At 50.7% G+C, this 23,799-nt stretch carries 16 protein-coding genes and 4 pseudogenes; 17 read left to right on the forward strand and 3 right to left on the reverse strand.

Annotation, left to right across the window (positions count from 1 at the left end; all coding sequences use genetic code 11):
- Window positions 1-88 precede the first annotated feature (88 nt).
- Window positions 89-1,432, forward strand: a complete 1,344-nt coding sequence (locus DO97_RS00335) for an ATP synthase subunit B family protein (protein ID WP_036530182.1) — start codon at window positions 89-91, stop codon at window positions 1,430-1,432.
- On the opposite strand, the gene DO97_RS00340 is transcribed toward DO97_RS00335, so the two are convergent.
- Both DO97_RS00340 and DO97_RS00345 read right to left on the reverse strand, forming a co-directional pair.
- The gene (locus tag DO97_RS00340; protein WP_036530184.1) at window positions 1,398-2,417 is read right to left on the reverse strand and encodes a hypothetical protein; all 1,020 of its coding nucleotides are present in this window, start codon (window positions 2,415-2,417) and stop codon (window positions 1,398-1,400) included. The two genes, DO97_RS00335 and DO97_RS00340, sit on opposite strands and share 35 nt — an antisense overlap.
- Window positions 2,414-2,950, reverse strand: coding sequence for a DUF2254 domain-containing protein (locus DO97_RS00345; protein WP_204368404.1), 537 nt, complete (start codon window positions 2,948-2,950; stop codon window positions 2,414-2,416). Before DO97_RS00345 ends, DO97_RS00340 begins: the two co-directional genes overlap by 4 nt.
- Window positions 2,951-3,266: 316 nt before the next feature.
- On the opposite strand from DO97_RS00345, the gene DO97_RS00350 reads away from it, so the two are divergent.
- A complete protein-coding gene (locus tag DO97_RS00350; RefSeq protein WP_036530189.1) occupies window positions 3,267-3,581 on the forward strand; it encodes a hypothetical protein in 315 nt (104 codons plus the stop codon).
- Window positions 3,582-3,619: 38 nt separating this feature from the next.
- On the opposite strand, the gene DO97_RS27160 is transcribed toward DO97_RS00350, so the two are convergent.
- Window positions 3,620-3,748 carry a hypothetical protein gene (locus DO97_RS27160; protein ID WP_275574905.1) on the reverse strand — a complete coding sequence of 43 codons (129 nt, stop codon included), beginning with the start codon at window positions 3,746-3,748 and terminating at the stop codon, window positions 3,620-3,622.
- On the opposite strand from DO97_RS27160, the pseudogene DO97_RS00355 reads away from it, so the two are divergent.
- From DO97_RS00355 to DO97_RS00425, 15 genes and pseudogenes are all read left to right on the forward strand, one after another.
- Window positions 3,747-5,475: pseudogene (locus DO97_RS00355) on the forward strand (succinate dehydrogenase/fumarate reductase flavoprotein subunit). The gene DO97_RS27160 and the pseudogene DO97_RS00355 sit on opposite strands and share 2 nt — an antisense overlap.
- Window positions 5,476-6,344: 869 nt before the next feature.
- The gene (locus DO97_RS00360) at window positions 6,345-6,797 is read left to right on the forward strand and encodes a universal stress protein (RefSeq protein WP_036530193.1); all 453 of its coding nucleotides are present in this window, start codon (window positions 6,345-6,347) and stop codon (window positions 6,795-6,797) included.
- A 478-nt stretch (window positions 6,798-7,275) separates the two neighbouring features.
- Entirely contained in the window at window positions 7,276-8,385 is a 1,110-nt protein-coding gene (gene cax, locus DO97_RS00365; protein WP_036530343.1) for a calcium/proton exchanger, read from the forward strand.
- 124 nt (window positions 8,386-8,509) lie between these two features.
- Complete coding sequence (gene cax / locus DO97_RS00370; protein WP_162182903.1) at window positions 8,510-9,625, forward strand: calcium/proton exchanger; 1,116 nt, start codon at window positions 8,510-8,512, stop codon at window positions 9,623-9,625.
- Between the two features lie 193 nt (window positions 9,626-9,818).
- Window positions 9,819-10,916 (forward strand): calcium/proton exchanger, encoded by a 1,098-nt coding sequence (cax, locus tag DO97_RS00375; RefSeq protein WP_036530346.1) that lies wholly within the window; start codon window positions 9,819-9,821, stop codon window positions 10,914-10,916.
- A 340-nt stretch (window positions 10,917-11,256) separates the two neighbouring features.
- Window positions 11,257-11,885 (forward strand): annotated as a pseudogene (locus tag DO97_RS00380) (TMEM165/GDT1 family protein).
- A 127-nt stretch (window positions 11,886-12,012) separates the two neighbouring features.
- On the forward strand, window positions 12,013-12,420 hold the full coding sequence (locus tag DO97_RS00385) for a hypothetical protein (protein ID WP_052128192.1): 408 nt from the start codon (window positions 12,013-12,015) through the stop codon (window positions 12,418-12,420).
- A gap of 99 nt (window positions 12,421-12,519) precedes the next feature.
- Window positions 12,520-14,332 (forward strand): annotated as a pseudogene (locus tag DO97_RS00390) (aspartate kinase).
- Window positions 14,333-14,644: 312 nt separating this feature from the next.
- Window positions 14,645-16,547: pseudogene (gene dnaK / locus DO97_RS00395) on the forward strand (molecular chaperone DnaK).
- Between the two features lie 250 nt (window positions 16,548-16,797).
- Window positions 16,798-17,664, forward strand: a complete 867-nt coding sequence (locus DO97_RS00400) for a polyphosphate kinase 2 family protein (protein ID WP_036530198.1) — start codon at window positions 16,798-16,800, stop codon at window positions 17,662-17,664.
- A gap of 85 nt (window positions 17,665-17,749) precedes the next feature.
- Window positions 17,750-20,218, forward strand: a complete 2,469-nt coding sequence (locus tag DO97_RS00405; RefSeq protein ID WP_036530350.1) for a glycogen/starch/alpha-glucan phosphorylase — start codon at window positions 17,750-17,752, stop codon at window positions 20,216-20,218.
- A 177-nt stretch (window positions 20,219-20,395) separates the two neighbouring features.
- Complete coding sequence (locus DO97_RS00410) at window positions 20,396-21,034, forward strand: histidine phosphatase family protein (RefSeq protein ID WP_036530352.1); 639 nt, start codon at window positions 20,396-20,398, stop codon at window positions 21,032-21,034.
- A 90-nt stretch (window positions 21,035-21,124) separates the two neighbouring features.
- Window positions 21,125-21,511, forward strand: a complete 387-nt coding sequence (locus tag DO97_RS00415) for a Crp/Fnr family transcriptional regulator (protein ID WP_036530201.1) — start codon at window positions 21,125-21,127, stop codon at window positions 21,509-21,511.
- A gap of 115 nt (window positions 21,512-21,626) precedes the next feature.
- The gene (gene psaD, locus DO97_RS00420) at window positions 21,627-22,046 is read left to right on the forward strand and encodes a photosystem I reaction center subunit II PsaD (RefSeq protein WP_036530202.1); all 420 of its coding nucleotides are present in this window, start codon (window positions 21,627-21,629) and stop codon (window positions 22,044-22,046) included.
- Window positions 22,047-22,200: 154 nt separating this feature from the next.
- On the forward strand, window positions 22,201-23,478 hold the full coding sequence (locus tag DO97_RS00425) for an ABC transporter substrate-binding protein (protein ID WP_193365043.1): 1,278 nt from the start codon (window positions 22,201-22,203) through the stop codon (window positions 23,476-23,478).
- The last annotated feature ends 321 nt before the right edge of the window (window positions 23,479-23,799 follow it).

Consider the following 23,799-nt stretch of genomic DNA (forward strand, 5'->3'; position numbering starts at 1 on the left):
TCCTGATGGGGTTGGAAGTGCAAAAATAAAGCGGGGGAATCACCTCAGTTTTTGATCACCCAAGAGAATCTACGAGAGTGAATGAGCTATGACTCCCAATCCTGCCATCATGCAAGCCGTGCAACAGCTCGGGGGACGGGTCACGGTTGGGGATGTCGCAACCCAAGCGGGATTGGACATCAACACCACAGAGCAGGGCTTACTGGCCCTCGCGAGCGATGCCGGGGGCAATCTCCAAGTTGCAGAATCGGGGGATCTGGTTTATCAGTTTCCCAGCAACTTCCGAGCCATCCTCCGCAACAAGTTCTGGCAATTGCGTCTCCAGGAATGGGGACTCCGGATTTGGGGAATCTTATTTTACTTGATTCGCATCTCCTTCGGGATTTTGCTAATTGCCTCAATTGCCATCATTTTGATTGCTATTGTAATGCTGTTGCTAGCTGCCAGTGCCAGTCAGGGGAATCGCGATCAAGAAGAACGCAGCAATCGATCCGGTGGCTCAATGATGCTCCCCCTCAACTGGATCAGTCCTGACTTCTTCTGGGTCTTCTACCCGAATTATGGCTACCACGGGCACCAACGCCAGCGGACTCGAGCCCATCGCGGCTCCGGGATGAACTTTCTGGAGGCAATTTTTTCCTTCTTATTTGGGGATGGTAATCCCAATGCTGATTTAGCCGATCGTCGCTGGCAAGCGATCGCAGCTGTGATTCGGAAGCATCGTGGCGCAGTGATTGCCGAGCAGATCACCCCCTACCTGGATACCTTGGGTGCCGGACATGACCTGGAATTTGAAAGCTATATGTTGCCAGTACTGATCCGATTTCAGGGACGACCCGAAGTCACCGCTGAGGGTGGGTTCATCTATCACTTTCCAGAATTGCAGACAACCGCCACTGAACGTCAATCTCGGTCAGTCGCCACCTACTTAGAGGAATATCGCTGGGAGTTTAGTCAGGCGAGTAGCTGGCAAAAACTAGGGGCAGCGGGTTTGGGGGGATTGAATCTCGTTGCGGCACTGGTGCTGGGTTCACTCCTTCAGCAGGGTGATTTAGTCGTGGCAGCGGGGGCATTCGTGGCCTTTGTCCAGTCCATCTATTGGGTGCTATTAGGGTATGGGGTGGCATTCCTGGCAGTCCCCCTCCTGCGATTCCTCTGGCTGCAGCGCCGTAATCATGCCCTTGAAGTCCGAAATTCCCAGCGTCAGCAACGGGCGATCGCCCTGACAGAAGCCGACGATGCCCTGCGGAAAAAACTGAAGGATGCCAAACAATTTGCCAGCGAAACCGTCATCCATCAGGAAGACGCCATCTACACCACCGACCGGGATCTTTTAGAACAAGAAGTGGATCAATCAGCACGGATCGATGAAGAGTGGCAACGCCGATTAGACCAAGCTAGTTCGGAGCCAGGTTCAGCTGACCCTCCTTAGATGGATATTGGGAAGTTGGTGAGATGTCAAACCAACTAAAAAACTCCATCAAGAATGGTCGCAGACTCGGTTCAACATAGTAAAAATCTTCCCCTCGATCCGTAAATTCCCAGAAATCAGGCCTAGAGGACTGAAGTTCATCTTGAATAATTTTGAGGCGGGTATTGGGTTCGTTGTTCATGTCTTGATAAATGATCCTTGCCAAGGGGAGATCCCCGCACATTAAATAGAATGCCGCCAATTTAGCTTGAGACTTGCGCACACCCCTGAGGGTACTTTCCTGCTGCTCACTCTCTGCATCTTGATCAATTCTCAGAAAAATTTCCAGAATATTCTGATTCATCGTTGATTTAGCTTTGCAGCAGGACTGTGCCAGTAACAATAAATCAAAGGCAAAAGTTTCAGTTAAAAACAGTAAGCCAGCCTTATAAGCCGTCAGACTGTAATAACGAAAATACTGGGCGATTTCCAGAACTACCGCTTCATCCTGATGTTGGAGTGCCGCTTCAGCAATCAGCCGATATTGCTTAATAATATTGTAACCAGTCCTAATATCGCGGGCGTTAATCACCGCCCGCAGGTAGGTATTAAAAAACTTAATCGCCAGATAGACAATTTCCGAACGCTGGCACTTTAGTGCTTGCTCGGCCATCTCTCGGGTATGGATGGCAACCATGTAACAAGCACCTCGGAAGTCATTGAGGGAATCGGTAAAAATTGCCTGATACAGGCGAAAAATTTTTAATTCCATCCAAATTTTCTGCTTCTGAATTTCCGCCAGCATCACATTGTCCACCGAAACAAAATCAGGATCTCGGCAAATAGGCTCGGTGAGCTTATACCAGCCATCAGGTAATCGCAACTTTAAGCCTGCATAGAATAAAGCACAAACCTTTAAACTATTGAGGGCATCCAACATGATCGGCCCTTCTCGCTGATGAATTGCACTCGTGGCAATTCCCTTAATCTCATCCAGAGCAGTCAAGCATTGATCATGAATGGGAGGAATTTTTGTCTCGCTCCGAGTGCAATGGGTAGAGCTAGCAATAGATTGACAAACTTGTTGTTCAATTTTGCGAATAATCGAAGCAGGACGTAGGAAATTAAAAACAAAATAAAATAAGGGATTAAAATCAGAAAAGAAAGTGTTCCCAAAATAAGATTTATTAGAATTAACAAGACTGGTTTCTCTAACACACTAAAAACTAGAGATGTCCAGACACTGACTAAATTAGCAATGATCAAAAATAAGATCATGAAAAAATTAGTCTTCTCCCGGAGAAACAGCTCCGTCACCTTGGGAGTAAACCGATCTGCACTGAGTTGCACCACAATCGCAACAACTGAGATCGTGAACCCCAACACCCCAGACAACACCTGTGCCAATGTGCCGATGAATCCTTGCAAGGCACTCGGATCGTGGATTTGGTCGGGCACCACCGCCCACAGCAGGGCAGCTCCCATCACCCGCAGCACTGTCAACAACAGCAAGCCTGCTGCTAAAATCCAAACACTCACTGGCAACCTCAATAGGGAAGCACCGGGGGGAGATGCGAAACCCTCTCCATTGGAATTTCCCCGCTGTTTTCTGGCCCACGCTATCTACCTACCTTTAGTAACCGAGTATTTTGTACATCAAGTCTGCCCACCCTGCCATCACCAGACACCCACTTGGATAATGCATCCATTCACTGGCTACCCTATCAATGAAATGTTAAACAAGTTCATGAAGTTGCGAAGTTATTTTGCGCCTCCTTGCAAAAGATTGAGAAAACTCCCCAAAGTCAGGGGCTGTTTCTAAGTTAGAGGTTTACAGTCACATGCAGCTGCAGCTATGAATAACATCCAGAAGTATCGTTTCGCCTGTACTCTAACCTTTGGTGATATCTACGGTCAGATTATTATTTGGTTAATTGTGATATTTCTGAGCCTAGCCTCGGCAATGGCGATGATGGGAGCCAGTCGCCCGATCTATGCCTTGGCTACAGTAGGGCTGATTCTCGTACTTTCCCTACCGTTCTTGCTGTTTGCATTTGTCACCACCCTCCTCAACCACATTGAAATGACGGAAGTCGTGCCAGCCACCCGACCGCAATCGGTGCAGCCCCCAAGCGTTGTGCCCCCCCGACCTGCCCAGGCTAGTAGCTAAGTAAATGGGTGGTGCGTTGTGCTGGCGATGGCCGGAGGTCAGTCTAGTAACCGAGGCGTAGCGACACCAATGATGATCACATCCGTCTGAGGAAATCCCTGCCCATTGGTGGGGAATTTTTGTTGGCTCAGGGTAGACTCAGGGGATTGAGCGCCGAGTACAAGCATGATAGAACACGATGTCATCATTGTCGGGGGCGGTCTCGCTGGTTCACGAGCTGCTGTGGAAATTGCTCGTCTAGCTCCCGATCTCCAGGTGGCGATGGTTGCCAAAACTCATCCGATTCGTTCCCATTCGGTGGCAGCCCAAGGTGGCATTGCCGCAACCCTGAGGAATGTCGATACTAGTGATAGCTGGGAAGCCCATGCCTTTGACACCGTTAAGGGGTCTGATTATCTCGCCGATCAGGATGCAGTGGCAATTCTGACCCAAGAAGCCCCGGATGTAGTAATTGATCTAGAGCATATGGGGGTGTTGTTCTCACGGTTACCCGATGGCCGGATTGCTCAGCGAGCCTTCGGAGGCCACTCCCACAACCGTACCTGTTATGCCGCCGATAAAACAGGGCATGCCATTCTCCATGAACTAGTTGGGAATCTGATCCGCTACAAGATTCAGATTTATGAGGAGTGGTATGTGTTGAAGCTGATCCTCAAAGAAGGGGAGGCCAAAGGCATCGTCATGTACCATCTCCTGGATGGACAGATCGAGGTGGTGCGGGCTAAAGCGGTGATGTTTGCCACGGGGGGCTATGGACGGGTCTTTAACACCACCTCTAATGACTTTGCCTCCACCGGAGATGGTCTGGCAATGACGGCTTTAGCAGGTCTACCCCTTGAGGATATGGAGTTTGTCCAGTTCCACCCCACGGGGCTGTATCCAGTGGGGGTGCTGATCTCAGAAGCCGTGCGGGGGGAAGGAGCCTACCTGACCAATAGTGACGGCGATCGCTTTATGGCAACCTATGCCCCTAGCCGCATGGAACTGGCACCTCGGGATATTACCTCTCGGGCAATCACGCGAGAAATTCAAGCAGGGCGAGGCATTCAGGGGGATGGCAGTGCCGGTGGCCCGTTTGTCCATCTTGATTTGCGCCATATGGGGGCGGAAAAAATCATGAGTCGGGTGCCCTTTTGCTGGGAAGAGGCCCATCGCCTCGTGGGGATTGATGCTGTCACCCAGCCGATTCCCGTGCGACCGACAATTCACTACTCCATCGGGGGGGATTCCGGTCAATACCGAGGGACGGGTGCGATCCAGTGTGGACGGGCTGGTGGAGGGGTTTTTCGCAGCGGGGGAAGCAGCCTGTGTTTCGGTGCATGGAGCCAATCGGCTCGGGAGTAATTCACTGCTCGAGTGTGTGGTCTATGGGCGGAGAACGGGCGCAGCGATCGCTCAGTATGTGAGGCAGCGTCAGCTCCCCGAGGTGGATGAAGCCTATTATCTCTCCCAGTCACAGCAGGAATTACAAGCCCTGTTGGAGCAACCCGGTGTATATCGCATTGCTCAGGTGCGGCAGGCGTTTCAAGACTGTATGACCGAGTACTGTGGGGTGTTTCGTACCGCCGCGAAGATGCAAACGGGTCTGGAGTTGTTGCAGCAATTGCAGCAGCAGTATGGCCAAATTTTCCTTGATGACAGCGGCAGTTGCTGGAATACCGAACTGATTGAGGCTCTAGAGTTACGAAATCTCATGGCAGTCGGTGAGATCATTCTGACATCGGCGCTTCATCGCCAAGAGAGTCGGGGTGCCCATTACCGGGAAGATTATCCCCAACGGGATGATCAAAACTTCTTGCAGCACACTCTGGCGACCTACTCAGCAATGGGAATTAAGGTGGAGTACTTGCCCGTAATCATGACACTGTTTTCACCTCAAGAGCGCAAATATTGACACACCTGTACCACTGAGGTACCCCCCATGGGTTGGGGTTCTACGCGCTAAGATAGAACCCTGGCAAAGGGTGCCGTTCCAGACGGCAGGACGATCCTTCAATGGCTGAGCAGAAGTCGGGATCGCCCGTCAGTTAAAGATTCCTCCTAAGGTAAGGATTGGCAACCTACTTCGCCCTCGCAGATCGCTGGACATACAAAGTTCACCACAAGTCCATGGCTAAGACACAGGGTGATCGTATGCTCCTAGCATGTGTACTGTGCAACACAAGAAAACATGTTAATGTGCAACCATTAACGCAGTTTAATGGTGCACTTGCAAAGTGCCTATTGGTATATCAGCGTCTTTCAAAGAGTTGATGACATCTCGTGATCAACTAACTTCAACATAGGTTTAGTTAATTTTCTGGTCGATCTCATCCTCCAGAAAATTTTAATTTTGAGTAAAAAATAGTAAGAGTGGAGCGTAAAAATCAATGATTCAATCAGTTTGCGGAAATTAGATTCCCGTCTCTGAAGATACCGTTTAACCACATCAAAGCTATTAGTTAATCCAGACTTTTATGATTGATTCTCCGAGGTAAATGCAACGATTATTGCCGTAATAATTAATTCAACATAGGCATAATATTTTCAGGCATTGACAACCTGAATGTTACCTATGAGAGAGAAACATTAAAGCAATTGTGGACTCAAATAATTGAAATCACTCCAGAAGATCACTCCGCAACGAGCCATGGGTTCTGATCCTATGTGGACTGCCAGTTTTATTCCTTTCAGTATCTACACCGTTGCCAAAGACTGGCAGAATAATCATCATTTCTCATGGACATTAGGCATCTGGACTCTAACAACTAGGAGGAAATTGCTATGATCCGTAAAATACTAGTTTCAGTGAATCATCCTGATGAGATGGGTCACCATATATTCAAGTCAGCACTTTACCTAGCTCAAGCCACGGGTGCAAATCTAAAACTCCTGCATGTTTTAGCAGTGGAAGAAAGTGACAACTCTTATCCTTTGACGCTGAGGAATCCTCCAGAGCAAAAACAACAGTGGCAAGCGCGGAAAAAACCCGATCAAGAATTTCTTCAAGCCATGACTACTGAGGCGATTGCTATTGGTGTACCGACTGAATATTCCCAAGACTTAGGGAGACCTGGTCACATTATCTGTGATACGGCTAAAGCCTGGGGAGCTGATCTCATTGTCATGGGAAGGCGGGGGCTGTCAGGAATGAGTGAGTTGCTGTTAGGTAGCATCAGCAACTATGTGTTTCACCATGCTCCATGCTCTGTGTTGGTGGTGCAGGGTTTTACTTAGGTCACTCCTCGATATCCCCCAGTAACTTGGTTGCTCACAGCAGCAGTATCGACGCTAAAAATTTTGCTATCTGTCTTCCAAGATTCAGAGGGTTAGAGTCTTGCAGCTTCTGGAGAATTCTGTTTTCAGCTGACTAGTATAGCAATCTTAAATGATTTGTAAACTAAATCAGCCTAAAATCTTTTTCCAGAAAGAATTAAAGTTGACAAGTGACTTATGACTGCTATATCTGAAGGGAATGCAATTCCAATTCGAATAGTTTTTATATCTCAAATTAACTGCTTTTTAATCCCTTGCCCTTGGGGCATTCTGAAATATTCAAATATTCTAGTAGCAATTGCTACCATCTACATCAATAACTGATTGAACTTTATCGCCAAACAATCAGTTTTCTGGAGCTATCACCATGGCAGTTTCACCACCGAATCGCGCTAATCGTACAAAAACTCATCTCATCAACAGATCTTCACCCAGCTCCATGTCCCGTAAAGACGCCTTGCTGCTAAGGATGCTGGTGTTTGTGCCTATCTGTATGATATTGAGTCGGCTGGATGTCAATCCTTTAATTGTCTTTATCACAGCAGGGGTTGCCATTATTCCCTTAGCCGCTTGGATTGCCAACTTTACTGAAGCGATCGCAACTCGCATTGGACCAACCTTCGGTGGATTGCTTAATGCCACCTTTGGTAACGCCACTGAAGTCATTGTTTCCATGGTGGCGCTTCAAGCTGGAATGATTGAGGTCGTGAAAGCCAGTTTAATGGGATCTATCATTGCCAACCTCCTCCTGGGGCTAGGTTTGGCCCTATTTCTAGGGGGCTTACGGACTCAGAAGCGAAGCTCACCCCTGAATACAGATAATCTGAGCGCTGTTGCCCGTGTCAATGCGTCCCTCTTAAATCTGGTTGTTGTTTTTCTGGTCGCACCCACCGCTATTGAAGTGACTTCTATGAAGTTACATCTGGAAACAACCAATGCCTTTTCTTACACCGCATCGGCCTTATTACTGATTGGCTATGTTCTGATGTTATTGTTCTCCATGAAAACTCATAATCATCTTTACGGAGTGGATGAAGATGCTGAGCCTGAGAGCTATGGCAGTGAAGCCAGGGGACTTTACGGACTCAAGCTCCATATAGGTCTACTTTTGGGGACAACAATTGTACTGCTGTTTGTCTCTGAGGTGCTGGTGAGTAGTTTAGAAAAAGCGATCGCAACCACAGGTTTAACGGAACTGTTTACCGGTGTTATTCTCATTCCCCTGTTTGGCGCTGCCGTAGAAATCATTACCTGCGGTATTTGCGGGGCAAAGAATAAGGTCAACTTGGCCTCCTCGGTGGCGATTGGGTCAAGTCTACAAATTGCGATGTTTGTGACCCCAATTCTAGTTTTTACGGGGCTATTACTAGGCAAGCCGATGAATCTAGACTTTGACAACTTTACAGTTATGGGACTCGGGATTGCAGTCATCATGACAAATTCAGTGACCACAGACAGCCGTTCTAATTGGCTAGAAGGTATCTTGCTGTTGATGACCTATATCATGTTAGCTTCTGCTTTTCTTCTGCATCCATCTTTAGCGAGCTAGCTAAAAATATCCTTCAAGAAAATCCAAACAGTCTCAGTTAATGTAAGCCATGAAAGTTAAGTCTGATCTGCAAAATGGTAAATCATTAATCAAGGTAGATAGCCAGGAAATTTCTCCTAATTTCATGGCTAGCACCCTAATGAAACCTAATATTAACTGGCTGATTATTTTCCTTCCCATTAGTTTTGCGATCGCATACATTCCCTATTTCAAAAATGAAATATACTTATTCTTCACCTCTTGCTTAGGGCTGATCATTGTTGCCTATTGGCTCGGGAATGCAACAGAACAGTTGGCTGCTAGGGTTGGCTCAACCTGGGGCGGGATGATGAATGCGGCCTTTAGTAATTTACCGGAACTAATTTTTGGCCTCATTGCCGTGTCTAAAGGCTTAGAATCCCTGGCAAAAGCTACCTGGACAGGTGCGATCATTAGCAACATGCTAGTTGTGGTTGGTGCTGCCATCATGGCTGGCGGCTACCGCTACGGCATCGTTAAATTTCCCCTAGAACGGGCAAAGGATGCCGCTGCTGGATTGATGCTTGCGACCTTCGCCGTGCTCTTGCCATCGGTTTATGCCCATTTCGTTGCTTTTGGGAGTGATGTAGAAGCTCGTCAAGTCTTGGAAGGTGTTTCTATTTGGACTTGCTTATTTCTGCTCATGGCCTATGGTGGCAGTATTGTCTACGCCCTTGCTCAATTTAGGGTGGAAATAACCACCCCGGAATGGCATCATCTAGATACCCCAATGCCCGAGAAAGTTCAGCCTGATTGGAGCCTTTCTCAATCAATGGGAGTTCTCGCTATCTCTAGCCTCTTAATTGCTTTTTTATCTGATTTTATTTCAGATAGCATTGATTCGATTACGGCCAGCCTTGGATGGACGCAAATGTTCGTTGGCATCATTGTAATTGGCGTCATTGGCAATGTCGGGGCACTATTTAGTGCTGTCTCAGTGGCGTTGAAAAACAAAATGGATCTGAGCTTTGAGATTGGTCTGAATGCAGCCTCCCAGGTTGCCTTACTTGTCGTTCCAGTGCTCGTACTCAGCTCCGTCGTCATGGGCAAGCCAGTAAGTCTCCTGTTTACTCCTGCTGAAATTGCTGCCTTGTTAAGCAGTGTGCTGATTATGGCTCAGATCTCTCAGGATGGAAGGTGTAACTGGCTAAATGGACTCCAAATGCTGATCTTGTATGGAATTATTGGGGTCTTGTTTTTCTATGATCACCTTTCAACATAGCACTCCTGTCAGAAGTGTTACGTCATTTTTCAACACATCTGGGATTGATCTTGTGGTAAGTATTTTTATGGGAATACTGCGATCTCCCACCGATCTCAACTCTTGATTTTCTAAAATTCTCGGAGACCGATGCATGTCAGCCAGAACTAGTTCTCGGGATCAAAGTTCCCCCGTTGGCAAACCCAAGCAACTGATGTCCCGCAAAGATACATTTCTCCTCCGAATGCTGATCTTTGTGCCCATCTGCCTGACATTGAACTGGTTACAGGCTGAACCAATCTTCATTTTTACCACAGCTGGACTGGCAATTATTCCCCTGGCTGCCTGGATTGCTAATTTTACGGAGGCGATCGCAAATGAAATTGGGCCATTTTTAGGGGGGTTACTTAATGTTACCTTTGGCAACGTCACAGAGATTGTGGTTTCATTGGTAGCCCTCCAACGGGGATTGATCGATGTGGTCAAAGCGAGTCTTGCAGGGTCAATCATTGCCAACCTCCTGATTGGTTTGGGGATCTCTTTTTTGCTGGCAGGCTTACGATTTCGTAAGTACCGGGAAGAAACCAACCTTTCCCGAACAACCGTAGCGCGAATTAATTCAAGCTCCTTAAACTTAGCCGTGGTCTTTCTCTTGACACCCGCGGCACTCAACTTAACTTCTAATACTTTTGGTCTCACGCTGACCAACAAGTTTTCCTATGTCGCCGCATTTTTATTGTTGACCTTCTATGCCTTAATGCTGCTTTTCTCCATGAAAACTCATCGCTATATGTATGAGCTAGAGGAAGATGCTGAGCCAGAAAGTTACGGTAGCGAAGCCAGGGGCGAGAATTACAATTTATGGTTTCACATGGGATTACTCTTAGCAACCAGTATTGTCTTGGTGTTGGTTTCCGAAGCCTTGGTAGGGAGCCTAGAAACTTCAATTGCCAGTTTAGGTCTAACGGAGCGATTTATTGGGGTGATCATCCTGCCCATCTTTGGAGCCGCCGTTGAATATATTACCTGTGGGATCTGTGCCCTGAAAAACAAGGTCGATTTATCGATCTCCGTAGCGCTGGGTTCGAGCCTGCAAATTGCGCTGTTTGTTGCTCCCCTGCTTGTGCTCGCAGGATGGTTGATGGGGCAACCGATGAATCTCGGTTTTGACATCTTCACGGTAATGGCTTTGGGGATCACTGTGGTCATGACCAACTCGGTCAGCACCGATGGACGGTCGAACTGGCTCGAAGGTGTCCTACTCTTGATGACTTACATCATGCTGGGGACTGCTTTTTACCTCCACCCTTAAGTTGTCCACCGCCAGCTTCCTAGACCGCCCTGAAACCTGCGCCCAACCCAGAATATTTGGGTATAATGATTCCTACCTGAAGGGGAGTAGCTGCTGGTTCAATCACCAGCCCATCAGTATCAACATACTGGCGATGAAAATTGTAGTTTCACACCCGAAGAAACCCTTTTCTAGCCTGGTTCTGGTGACAAGTCAATCTTTTCATTAGCCTGAGGGCTCATTCAAGATTTGTAAGCGAGACCTTCACTAAGTTCACAGACTGTTGTGAGCTTGGTGAAGTATGCAAGCTTCCATCAAGCTCACTCAGTCGCCCTCACCCCTCTTGGAGCTTCTGAGTTTGATGCTGACTGCTTTTACCGCTGCTTTGATTACGATTACCCTCTTCGAGCTAGGGGATAAGACTTTTTTCGTCGTGGTCGTCTTGGCAACTCGCCATCCTCGCCGCCTGGGTTTTTCTGGGAGCGGTGGTTGCCTTAGCGGCCATGACCCTGATCTCAGTGTTTGCCGGCCATTTCGGTTGCTGCCTTGCCCCCCACCTTTCAAACTTACATTCATTACGCAGAGGTAGCTCTATTCCTGGGGTTTGGACTAAAGCTCCTCTATGATGCCCAGCAGATGTCTGCAATGGCCGAGTTGGCAGAAGTGACTGAGGCTGAAGCCGTCGTTGCCCAAGCCGATGCCCAGCTTCCCCAAGGGCAAACCCAGTGGGCGATTATCTGGGAAGCCTTTTCTCTGACTTTTTTACTGGAATGGGGCGATCGCACCCAATTTGCCACCATTGCCCTGGCTGTGGCTCAGAATCCCTGGGGTGTAACCTTAGGAGCGATTTTGGGTCATAGCATTTGTGCTGCGATCGCCGTTGGCTGTGGGCGGCTGATTGCCGGACGGATTTCTGAGCGGGTCGTGACTTTTTTGGGGGGACTACTCTTCCTCATCTTTGGGATAATTGCCTGGTTGGAGGGGCACTAGCCCAGTTCCCCACGCCTCGATGCCAGAGCGTTAGAATCCCCAGAGAGTTGAGCCTCTGCTCTCAAACAGACTGGGAACCGCTCTGTGATCACCCCTGTCCCTTGTTGAAGAGAATGATCTGACTTGCATGGCCGATTTGTTTCCCTCTGGACATATCCTCTCCAGCCCCGGTTGCCATTTTAGCTATCGGGTGGTGGGATCTTGTTGTCGCCTGTTCGATCGGGAGCAACTCCCCTGGCCCTGTTGTCGCCTGGAATGGGGCGGCAAAGAACCCAGTTGGCGCAGAGTGGGTCGGCGCTTCATCCTCGACATGGCCACTCGTGACCATCCCTCCTACAGCGTGGAAATTCTGGGCTGTGGCAGTACGGGGCAGCCGCTAATTCTCACCCTCTATTCCGTGGAGCTATCCCCGGCTGAAAAATCATGGTGGTTTGGCAAGCCGTCTCCAGGATTGCGGGGAGATCCCAGCAGTGAGCAGCGAATGCCGACCCAGACCGATCCCCCCAGATCAACACCCATGGGCGCGATCCGTTAAATTTCCTCGACGGATTCAGCACTTCCCCCCCGAACAAAGGCTAGGATTTTAAACGCAACACCCACTAGTTCCCCCGTCAACCTTCCCAATTCCGGGCCTATGGCACTGATCGTTCAAAAATATGGTGGCAGCTCCGTCGGCACAGTCGAGCGCATTCAAGCGGTGGCCCAGCGGGTACAGCGCACGGTAGCAGCGGGGAACTCAGTGGTGGTGGTGGTCTCGGCCATGGGTAAGACCACTGATGGGCTGGTAACATTGGCCCATGCGATTTCAGATAGCCCCAGTCGCCGCGAGATGGATATGCTGCTCTCGACGGGGGGAGCAGGTGACCATTGCCCTGTTGAGTATGGCGTTGCAGAAAGTAGGCCAGCCTGCGATTTCCCTGACGGGAGCCCAAGTGGGAATTGTCACAGAAGCCGAACATACCCGTGCCCGGATTTTGCGCATTGAAACTGAACGACTGAATCGTCACCTCAAGGACGGTCAAGTGGTGGTGGTGGCGGGTTTTCAAGGGGTGTCTAGTGCCGATGACCTGGAAATTACCACCCTGGGACGGGGCGGATCGGACACCTCCGCCGTTGCCTTAGCTGCTGCGCTGAGTGCCGATCTCTGTGAGATTTATACCGATGTTCCGGGAATTCTCACCACTGATCCCCGCTTAGTACCAGATGCACAACTCATGGCCGAGATCACCAGTGATGAAATGCTGGAATTAGCTAGCCTAGGAGCCAAGGTGCTGCATCCCAGGGCAGTAGAAATTGCCCGGAACTATGGGGTGCAACTGGTGGTGCGCTCCAGTTGGACTGAGGATCCCGGTACGAAGGTGGTTTCTCCCCTGCCCCAACCCCGCTCCTTGGATGGGTTGGAAATTGCCCGTCCCGTTGACGGGGTTGAGTTTGATACCAATCAAGCCAAGGTGGCGCTGCTCCGGGTTCCCGATCGCCCAGGGGTGGCCGCCCGACTTTTTGGTGAAATTGCCTCCCAAAACCTGGATGTCGATTTGATTATCCAGTCGATTCATGAGGGCAATACCAATGACATTGCCTTTACCGTGACGCGGCCTTCCCTCAAACGGGCGGAAGCGGTGGCGGCGGCCATTCTTCCAGCGCTGGCTCCCCCTGACCGAACCCTGGAGCTTCCTGAGGTGATGGTTGATGCCCAGATTGCCAAGATCAGCATTGCTGGGGCAGGGATGATTGGTCGTCCGGGGGTAGCCGCCCAAATGTTTAAAACCCTGGCAGCGGCTGGCATTAATATTCAGATGATCTCGACCTCCGAGGTGAAAGTGAGTTGTGTGATCGATGCCGCCGACTGCGATCGCGCCATTCGCAGTCTCTGTTGGGACTTCGAGGTGCATTCCTCCCCCACGTCTCTGCATCAGCCCCCCGACCCCGTGGATCCGATGGCACCCGTCCGTGGCGTAGCGTTAGATCTGAATCAGGCTCAACTGGCCATTCACGCCATTCCTGATCGTCCAGGCATGGCGGCTGAGGTTTTTCAACTGTTGGCCTCCGCCAACATCAGCGTTGATATGATTATCCAGTCCCAACGCTGTCGGGTAGTTCAGGGCCTTCACACCCGAGATATTGCCTGTACAGTGGCGCAAATGGATGGGGAATCCGCCCGTCAAGTACTGATCGCAGCAGCTCCCAACCTTGGATGGGGAGAGGTCAGAGTCGATACCGCGATCGCTAAAGTTAGCATTGTCGGTGCCGGGATGGTAGGTCAACCGGGGGTGGCTGCCCGGATGTTTGCGGCCTTAGCTCGGGAACAGATCAATATCCAGATGATTGCCACCTCGGAAATTAAGATTAGCTGTGTGGTACCGCAAACACAGGGCGTGCAAGCCCTGAAAGTGATTCATGCTGCCTTTGATCTCTCTGGTTGTCAGTCGATTCAAATCCCGGCTTAGCCGGGGAATCCTCAAGCAGTCGTGCAATACCCCTCTATGGGGAAGATCCCAGGCTCGATTTCCTGACTCGGGGTGAACCGCCCCTTCGTAGGTTCGGTAAATCCCCCTTCATCAGAGAGCCTCAACCCGTTCAGTATAGAGGGGTGTACTGGACTGTCCCAGCGTGCAGCACGGCAAACTTTCTTCCTTGAGTGACTGCTGTCCTCGCGACCCGCTGACTTCAGCATTGGCTACAGCCACCGCCTCACTCCTAAAGTGAATTGGCAAAGTCGATATGCCAGATGTATTTATCGTTGATTGGAGCCGAACCCTATGGCAAAAGTAGTTGGAATTGATTTAGGCACAACAAATTCGTGTGTTGCGGTTATGGAGGGTGGCAAGCCTACCGTCATCGCGAATGCAGAAGGGTTTCGCACCACGCCTTCCGTTGTGGCATTTACCAAGAATGGCGATCGCCTTGTAGGTCAAATTGCCAAGCGCCAAGCCGTCATGAACCCTGAGAACACCTTCTACTCGGTGAAACGGTTCATTGGTCGTCGCTTTGATGAAGTCACCCACGAAGCCACGGAAGTTTCCTATAAAACCCTCAATATCAGTGGCAATGTCAAGCTAGATTGTCCAGCCGCTGGCAAGCAATTTGCACCGGAAGAAATTTCATCCCAGGTGCTGCGGAAGCTGGTGGAGGATGCCAGTAAATATCTAGGTGAAACCGTTACCCAAGCTGTAATCACGGTTCCCGCCTATTTTAATGACTCCCAGCGTCAAGCGACAAAAGATGCCGGACGCATTGCTGGGATTGAAGTACTGCGAATCATTAACGAGCCGACGGCTGCTTCTTTGGCCTACGGTTTGGATTAAAAAGAGCAACGAAACCATTTTGGTCTTCGATTTGGGGGGAGGCACCTTCGACGTTTCCATTCTGGAAGTGGGCGACGGTGTGTTTGAAGTCTTGGCAACCTCTGGGGATACCCACCTGGGTGGGGACGACTTCGACAAAAAGATTGTGGACTACCTAGCTGAAGAATTCCGCAAATCGGAAGGAATCGATCTGCGGAAAGATAAGCAGGCGTTACAACGCCTCACCGAAGCGGCGGAAAAAGCCAAAATCGAACTGTCGAGCGTCACCCAGACCGAGATTAACCTTCCCTTTATCACCGCCACTCAGGATGGCCCCAAGCACCTGGATACAACCCTGACCCGTGCCAAGTTTGAAGAACTGTGCTCCGATCTGATTGACCGTTGCCGAGTACCCGTCGAGAATGCTTTGCGGGATGCCAAGTTAGACAAAAGCAACATCGACGAAGTTGTGATGGTGGGTGGCTCCACCCGGATTCCGGCAGTGCTGGAACTGGTAAAGCGAGTGCTGGACAAAGAACCAAACCAGACGGTGAACCCGGATGAAGTTGTGGCGGTCGGAGCCGCCATTCAAGCAGGGGTATTGGCCGGTGAGGTTAAGGATATCCTGTTACTGGATGTCAGCCCCCTGTCTTTAGGAGTCGAAACCCTGGGCGGTGTGATGACCAAGATTATTCCCCGTAACACCACCATCCCCACCAAGAAGTCCGAAGTTTTCTCAACTGCGGTGGACGGCCAAAGCAATGTGGAAATCCACATTCTGCAAGGGGAGCGGGAAATGTCCACGGATAACAAGAGCTTGGGTACCTTCCGACTGGATGGCATTCCCCCAGCACCTCGGGGGGTGCCTCAAATTGAAGTCACCTTTGATATTGATGCCAACGGCATTCTCAATGTGACGGCCAAGGATAAAGGCACGGGCAAAGAGCAGTCGATTAGTATTACCGGGGCATCGACCTTGCCGAAGGATGACGTGGAGCGGATGGTTCGGGATGCTGAACAGCATGCCACCGATGACAAAGAACGGCGGGAGAAAATCGAACGCAAGAACCAGGCTGACTCCCTGGCTTATCAGGCAGAGAAGCAAATTAAAGAACTGGGTGACAAAGTTCCCGCCGATGACAAATCCAAGGTAGAAGGGCTGGTCAAAGACCTGCGAGATGCCATTGCCAAGGAAGACGACGAGCGCATCAAGACGCTGACCACCGATCTCCAGCAGGCGCTCTACGGTATTAGTGCCAACCTCTATCAACAGGCTGGTGGGCCAACTGCGGATGGGGAGGGGGCAGCTCCTGGCTCCTCAACCGCTGAGGGGAGCGGTGATGATGTCATTGATGCGGAGTTCTCAGAAACCAAGTAGGTTCCCTATCCACATTTGAGTTGTTTCTTGTAGAGGAAACCAGGGAGGATGCAGTTTTTATCGGACTGCCCCTCCCGTTTTTTAATAGGGGAGGTGTTGAGTGATCGCTGCTGCTATAGCCACAAAGCTTTATACCAGGAAAAGGGCACCATGCAATATCCCCCTTGAGAACTGCCTCTATGCCCACGAATACGGCATTGATCGGCCAGAAATGCTTCACTGGAATGGCAGCACAAAATACCCTCTGGAAATGGACCATACCCCTTTCCTGGTCAAACCAGGCTCAACCGTTCATCTTAAGGACTACGACCCGGACTTCGTCGGAGCCTATTCAGGGAAAGCTGAGGCTGAAGGTAAACTCCAAGAGGATATTCAGACCTTAGCGGCCTATCAGGATATGTTGTATGCCCAAAATACCCATGCCCTGCTGATGATTTTTCAGGCAATGGATACAGCGGGGAAAGATGGCACGATTAAGCATGTGATGTCGGGGGTGAATCCCCAAGGCTGCCAGGTGTTTAGTTTTAAAGCGCCCTCCGCTGAAGAACTCGATCACGACTACCTGTGGCGATCAATGAAAGCCCTGCCCGAACGAGGGCGGATTGGTATCTTTAACCGTTCCTACTACGAAGAGGTATTGGTGGTGCGGGTACATCCAGAACTGTTAGCCCGTCAGCAACTTCCCCAGGGTGTCCCGTCAAAAAGGTTATGGCAGCAGCGGTTTACTGAGATTCAACAGTTTGAGCAATACCTGGTGAATAATGGCATTGTTGTCTTGAAGTTTTTCCTCAACCTCTCGAAGGCAGAACAGAAGCAGCGGTTTTTAGATCGGATTGAACAACCAGAAAAAAATTGGAAGTTTTCAGCCAGCGATGCCCTAGAACGAACCTTCTGGTCTGACTACATGGACGCCTACGAAGAAGTGTTCAGTCATACCAGTACCGAGTGGGCACCCTGGTATATTATTCCTGCTGACCACAAGTGGTTTACTCGTCTGGCGGTAGCAGACATTATTTGTAGCAAGCTCAAGGCTCTCGACTTGCACTATCCTGCCGTTAGTGAGGAGCATCGGCAGCAACTCCTAGAGGCGAAAGCCATGCTGGAGCAGGAGAAGTAATATTCAAAACCTTGCTGAACAGCACCCGAGTTCATTCCAGACGCCACTTCTTCAGACTCCCATGAGCAACACCTGAGGCAACCTAATGCAGACGAGAGACGTTTTGGTAGAAGATGACCGCACCGGGCTAAGCGTCGAGACCCTGAAGCGGGCAATGGCAGATAACCTGTTCTACATCCAGGGGAAGTTTCCCAAAATCGCCACCCTCAACGATTACTACATGGCGCTGGCTTATACGGTGCGAGATCGCATGCTGCAACGCTGGCTCAAAACGGCAGAACACTATACAAGCCAGGGTTCCCGTACGGTTGTCTATCTCTCTGCTGAGTTCCTGATGGGGCCCCATCTGGGCAATAACTTGATCAATCTGGGAATCTATGACCTAGCGCAGCAAGTGGTGGCAAGCTTTGGGCTCAACCTGGAAGAACTTTTGGAACAGGAAGAGGAGCCCGGTCTGGGGAACGGGGGACTGGGGCGGTTGGCCGCCTGTTACCTGGACTCCCTGGCTACCTTAGAAATTCCCACCTTGGGCTATGGCATTCGCTACGAGTTTGGCATCTTTGACCAGGAAATTCGGGATGGCTGGCAGGTCGAAATTACCGATAAATGGCTGCGCTATGGCAATCCGTGGGAAATTGTCCGTCCGGAATGGAGCGTCCAAGTCAAGTTCGGCGGGCATACCGAAGCGATCACCGATAGCGAGGGTCGCTACCAAGTGAACTGGATTCCCGAGCTAGTGGTCTCCGGCATCCCCTACGATACGCCGATCCTGGGGTATCGCACAGACACGGCCAACACCCTGCGGTTGTGGACCGCAGAGGCAACCGAATCCTTTGACTTTGAGAAATTTAATCGCGGGGACTACTACGGTGCCGTCAATGACAAGGTGATCTCCGAGAACATCTCCAAGGTGCTCTACCCCAATGATGATCCCCTCCAGGGCAAGAAGCTGCGACTGCAACAGCAATACTTCTTTGTCTCCTGCGCCCTCCAAGACATGATTCGGATTCTGATCCGGCAGGATTTACCCCTGGAAAAGCTCCATGAGAAGTTTGCGGTGCAGCTGAATGACACCCATCCTTCCATTGGGGTTGCCGAACTGATGCGACTGTTGGTGGATGAACATGCCATGGATTGGAATCAGGCGTGGTCGATTACTCAAAAAACCTTTGCCTACACCAACCACACCCTGCTCCCCGAAGCCCTGGAGCGCTGGTCTATCTCCCTATTCGGCAAATTATTACCCCGCCACCTGGAAATTATTTACGAAATTAACTGGCGGTTTATGGCTGAGGTGAGGGAGAAATTTCCTGGTGATCCGGAGCGACTGTCCCGACTGTCTCTGATTCAAGAAGGGGCTGAAAAGTCGGTACGGATGGCGAACTTAGCGTCGGTGGGCAGTCATGCCATCAATGGCGTCGCCGCCCTGCACACGAAGTTGTTACAGCAGGACGTGCTGCGTGACTTTTACGAGTTTTGCCCTGAGAAGTTTAGTAACAAAACCAATGGAGTCACCCCCCGGCGGTGGATGGTGCTGAGCAACCCTCGCTTGAGCCATCTGATTACCCAAAAAATTGGCGATAGTTGGATCAAGCACCTTGAAGATCTTCAGCAGTTGGAGGCATTTGTTGATGATCCAGAATTTTGTCGAGAGTGGCGGCAGATTAAGCAGGCGATCAAGCAGGATCTAGCCACCTATATTCAGGCAGAAACCGGGGTGCAGGTGGATTCTGCCTCTTTATTCGATATCCAGGTGAAGCGCATCCATGAGTACAAACGCCAGCACCTCAATGTTTTACACATTCTTACCCTCTACAATCGCCTGAAACAACATCCTGGTTTAGAGATCACACCGCGCACCTTTATCTTTGGTGGTAAGGCTGCACCAGGGTACTTCATGGCAAAGCTCATCATCAAGCTGATTAATGCGGTGGGTGAGGTTGTGAACCACGATCCAGTGGTGGGCGATCGCCTCAAGGTGGTATTTTTGCCCAACTACAGTGTGAAGTTTGGCCAGCGGGTCTATCCGGCAGCGGATCTCTCGGAACAAATTTCCACCGCTGGGAAGGAAGCCTCTGGAACAGGAAACATGAAATTCTCGATGAATGGGGCTTTGACCATTGGCACCCTGGATGGTGCCAATGTTGAAATTCGAGAGGAAGTCGGGGCTGAAAACTTCTTTTTGTTTGGTCTCACCGCCGAGGAGGTCTATGGATTTAAGACCCGAGGCTATAATCCTTGGGACTACTACCACAGCAATCCAGCGCTGAGAGCGGTAATAGATCGCATGGCCAGTGGCAATTTATCCCAGGGAGATACCCAGCTGTTTCAACCCATCATTGATGCCCTCCTGGGGCGGGATGACTACATGCTGTTAGCAGACTATCAAGCCTATGTGGACTGCCAGGATCGGGTGGGCAGTGCCTATGGTGACCCCGACCAATGGACACGGATGTCGATTCTCAATGTAGCCAGAATCGGCAAATTTTCCTCCGATCGCTCCATTCGCGACTATTGTCAGGATATCTGGCAGGTGAAGCCCGTCAAAATTTAAGCCATCCCTTCGGTGTCAGCAACCAGGGGTTGGGAACTGGAAGCAATGGCAGGTGTGCAGATCGAATGGATTGACCAAATTGTCAAGTCTGCTAGTTAACAAAGCCTTCCGGGAGGAACCTGCCAGAATACTTCCAGGAAATGCCGTCAGTACCCATCACCTGTCGGGAGAATGCCTATGAATCTCAAGCTCTACTTACTGCGCCATGGAGAAACAGAATATAGCCGCACGGGAGGTTACTGCGGAGCCCTCGATCCTCAACTCACCCCCGCAGGCCGTCAGATGGCTGCGGCCTTTGCCGCTGCTTACCAAAGCTTGCCCTGGGCTGCTGTCTATGTCAGCCCGATGCAGCGAACCATTGCCACTGCCAAGCCCCTGTGTGAGGCCGTGGGAATCGAGATGCAACTCCAGGATGGCCTCAAGGAAATTCACTATGGTCAGTGGGAAGGTCAAACCACGGACTTCGTCAAAGCTGAATATGCGGCAGACTATGTGCACTGGCTAACAGAACCGGCGTGGAACCCCCCCACGGACGGTGAAACCGCCGTGCAAATTGCCAGCCGAGTCATGCCTGTGATCACAGAAATTGAAAGCAAATATACCACTGGCAATGTTTTAGTGGTCTCCCACAAGGCGACGATCCGGGTGATTTTATGTAGTTTGCTGGGCATTGACCTCGGGCGGTACCGTGATCGCATCGATATGCCCGCTGCTTCAATCAGTGTCGTCAAGTTTGCCCTCCATGGCCCCTTGTTACAAGTTTTGGGCGATCGCTCCTACATGAGCGAGGAGCTGCGGAATTTGCCCGGTACCTAGTTCGTTAACCCAGCCACTTTTCAGGGGGATGCAATCCCCGTTACTTACCATCATGATCATGAACATTCCAACCACTGGAGCCCCCCAACCATGCTAGAACCGACAAAAGTTTTCGAAGTTTATGGGGATAAACTCGGTATCCACGCCTTTACGGCGGGGGAGATCATTTTTGACATTGGCCAACCGGGTGAACTTGTCTACGGCATTATTGAGGGGGAAGTGGAGCTGCAGCTCCATGGCAAAAGCGTCGAGATCATCGGTGCGGGGGATCTCTTCGGCGAGGGGGCACTGGTGCACCCAGAGGGACTGCGGGGATCAACTGCCTTGGCAAAAACCGATTGCAAGCTCACCACCATGAATCGTTCTCACTTCCTGTTTGCCGTCCAGGAAACCCCTATGTTTGCCCTTGAAGTCATCCGCAGTTACTCCGATCGCCTCCTGAAGTTAAAGCATCAACTTGCTGAGTCCAGCGTCTGACCCCTAGCTATACAGTCTGTATCTGATGATAAAAACTGTAAAGCTTCCTGACAAAATACTGAGGAGGGCAACCGCTCAGTGGTAGGATGCCGAAGAAACGTTGAGAGTGATATCTATGGCAGAAACCCTGACTGGACAACCTCCTTTGTTTGGTGGTAGCACAGGTGGCCTATTGACAAATGCAGATGTTGAAGAAAAGTACGCCATCACCTGGACTAGCCCCAAAGCACAAGTATTTGAAATGCCCACAGGTGGCGCTGCAACCATGCAGGAAGGCGAGAATCTTCTCCCCTTAGCTCGCAAGGAACAATGCCTCGCCCTGGGAACTCAACTCCGGAAATTTAAGATCACTGATTATAAAATTTATCGCATCTTCCCCGGTGGAGATGTGGAGTATCTCCATCCCAAGGATGGCGTCTTCCCTGAGAAAGTAAATGCGGGTCGTGAATTTGCTGGTAAGAAGGATCGCAATATTGGTCGGAATCCAGAACCTGTGACCCTGAAATTTAGTGGCAACACACCCTACAGCGCCTAGGGTTGATTCCTAAAAACTTGAAGCATTGCATTGATAAGGGCAGACACTCTGCCCTTTTTTCATGGATTGGATTGGTATCCGTCATGAACAGCAGCGATCCGTCGCAAGCGAGGGTGAAAGCATGGGGATTGGTTGGAGACAGTTCAAGGCATTGATGGGGGGGCTGTTCCTGGCAATCACAGCGCTCCTGCTGCTGGCGGGCTGCCAGCCCTTGTGGCTCGCAAAGCCGCTAGACACGGGTGTGCTGCACCTGACGCTCTGGCATGGGGTGAATCCACCCCCGAATCGGGATGTGTTGCAACGGTTGGTGGATCAGTTTAATCGAGAACACCCCACGATTCAGGTCGAGGCGTTGTATGTGGGACAGGCCGATCAGCAATTACCTAAAATTTTGGCGGCGGTCGTCGGCAATGCCGCCCCCGACCTCCTCTGGTTTGCCCCGATGTTGACGGGACAGTTGTGGGAACTTAATGCGATTGTGCCCCTGGATCAGCAGTTGGCAAACTCGCCGCTGCGATCGCAAATTGATCCAGCCCTGTTTGCCTCCATGGAGTTGAAGCAACAACTCTGGTCCGTCCCCTTTGGCACCAATAATGTCGGAGTGTTCTATCGCCCCAGCTTGTTCCAAGCCACAGGGGTGACCCAACTGCCCACCACCTGGGCCGAATTTCGCCAGGTAGCCCGTCAACTCACCCGTGATACCAATGGCGATGGTCGCGTCGATCAACATGGAATCCTCCTGCCCTTGGGCAAGGGAGAATGGACAGTGTTTACCTGGTTGCCCTTTCTCTGGAGTGCCCACGGAGAGTTGCTGGCGGGGGGGCTACCCCAATTAGTCAATCCAGGGGCGATCGCAGCTCTCGGGTTCTGGCAAGATCTGATCCAAGACGGTTCCGCTATCCTTTCCCAGCCGGAACGGGGCTACGAATTGGATAGCTTTTTAGCGGGTAAGGTGGCCATGCAACTCTCCGGCCCTTGGACCTTGGGGCAACTTCAGTCCACCGGGGTTGATTTTGGGGTGTTGCCAATTCCGTTTGACGTTGCCCCAGCAACCGCCGTAGGAGGTGAAAATTTGTTTATTCTCAAAACTACCCCTGTGCGGGAGCAAGCCGCCTGGCAGTTTGCCGAGTATGTCCTCAGTGAAGGGTTTCAAACCCAGTGGGCGATCCAAACTGGGTATTTGCCCGTGAATCTTAAGTCCCGCCAGAGTGCTGACTATCAAGCATTTGTGACTCAGCAACCCGCCGTTAGGGTATTTTTAAACCAGGCAACCCATGGGCGATCTCGACCGATTGCACCGGGGTACAACCGCATTTCCGAAAACCTGGGACGGGCGATTGAAGCCACCCTCCTGAACCAAACCACACCCGAAGCTGCATTAGAATCAGCACAGCAACGACTGGACTTAATTTTCAGTTCACCCAGCTTCTAGATAGTGCGATCTCAGGGCAATGAACGCTGGGAAAAAACGAAATCACAAAACATTACTCGTTGGATCCAGTCCCCCAGAGTTGGCGGTGTATGATTAGACTAATCCTGGATAGATAGGCTAGAGTAAATGGCAGAAATCTGTTGAGGTTTTCTCGACTGTTAACTCGCTGATGGAATGCGATTCTCCAGGCTGTCTGGAGATTGTGCCCCCGAACTGGCGTCATCATGCAAGGGCTTGTTACCTTATGTGCCTAGTCAGTTGTTAATTCGCCACCTCATCGCCAGCGCTCTGATCCACTGTGATTGCAGAACCCATTGCCCC

Source organism: Neosynechococcus sphagnicola sy1, from assembly GCF_000775285.1.
GTDB classification, from domain to species: domain Bacteria; phylum Cyanobacteriota; class Cyanobacteriia; order Neosynechococcales; family Neosynechococcaceae; genus Neosynechococcus; species Neosynechococcus sphagnicola.

What these genes read in the sequence shown, in the direction of transcription:
- cax (WP_036530346.1), top strand. Translation starts at nt 9,819, where the DNA reads ATGTCCCGCAAAGATACATTTCTCCTCCGAATGCTGATCTTTGTGCCC.
- DO97_RS00405 (WP_036530350.1), top strand. Translation starts at nt 17,750, where the DNA reads ATGCAGACGAGAGACGTTTTGGTAGAAGATGACCGCACCGGGCTAAGC.
- cax (WP_036530343.1), top strand. Translation starts at nt 7,276, where the DNA reads ATGTCCCGTAAAGACGCCTTGCTGCTAAGGATGCTGGTGTTTGTGCCT.
- DO97_RS00415 (WP_036530201.1), top strand. Translation starts at nt 21,125, where the DNA reads ATGCTAGAACCGACAAAAGTTTTCGAAGTTTATGGGGATAAACTCGGT.
- DO97_RS00385 (WP_052128192.1), top strand. Translation starts at nt 12,013, where the DNA reads ATGGCCGATTTGTTTCCCTCTGGACATATCCTCTCCAGCCCCGGTTGC.
- DO97_RS00400 (WP_036530198.1), top strand. Translation starts at nt 16,798, where the DNA reads ATGGACCATACCCCTTTCCTGGTCAAACCAGGCTCAACCGTTCATCTT.
- DO97_RS00360 (WP_036530193.1), top strand. Translation starts at nt 6,345, where the DNA reads ATGATCCGTAAAATACTAGTTTCAGTGAATCATCCTGATGAGATGGGT.
- cax (WP_162182903.1), top strand. Translation starts at nt 8,510, where the DNA reads ATGGCTAGCACCCTAATGAAACCTAATATTAACTGGCTGATTATTTTC.
- DO97_RS00410 (WP_036530352.1), top strand. Translation starts at nt 20,396, where the DNA reads ATGAATCTCAAGCTCTACTTACTGCGCCATGGAGAAACAGAATATAGC.
- DO97_RS00335 (WP_036530182.1), top strand. Translation starts at nt 89, where the DNA reads ATGACTCCCAATCCTGCCATCATGCAAGCCGTGCAACAGCTCGGGGGA.
- DO97_RS27160 (WP_275574905.1), bottom strand. Translation starts at nt 3,748, where the DNA reads ATGCTTGTACTCGGCGCTCAATCCCCTGAGTCTACCCTGAGCCAACAA.
- DO97_RS00350 (WP_036530189.1), top strand. Translation starts at nt 3,267, where the DNA reads ATGAATAACATCCAGAAGTATCGTTTCGCCTGTACTCTAACCTTTGGT.
- psaD (WP_036530202.1), top strand. Translation starts at nt 21,627, where the DNA reads ATGGCAGAAACCCTGACTGGACAACCTCCTTTGTTTGGTGGTAGCACA.
- DO97_RS00425 (WP_193365043.1), top strand. Translation starts at nt 22,201, where the DNA reads ATGGGGGGGCTGTTCCTGGCAATCACAGCGCTCCTGCTGCTGGCGGGC.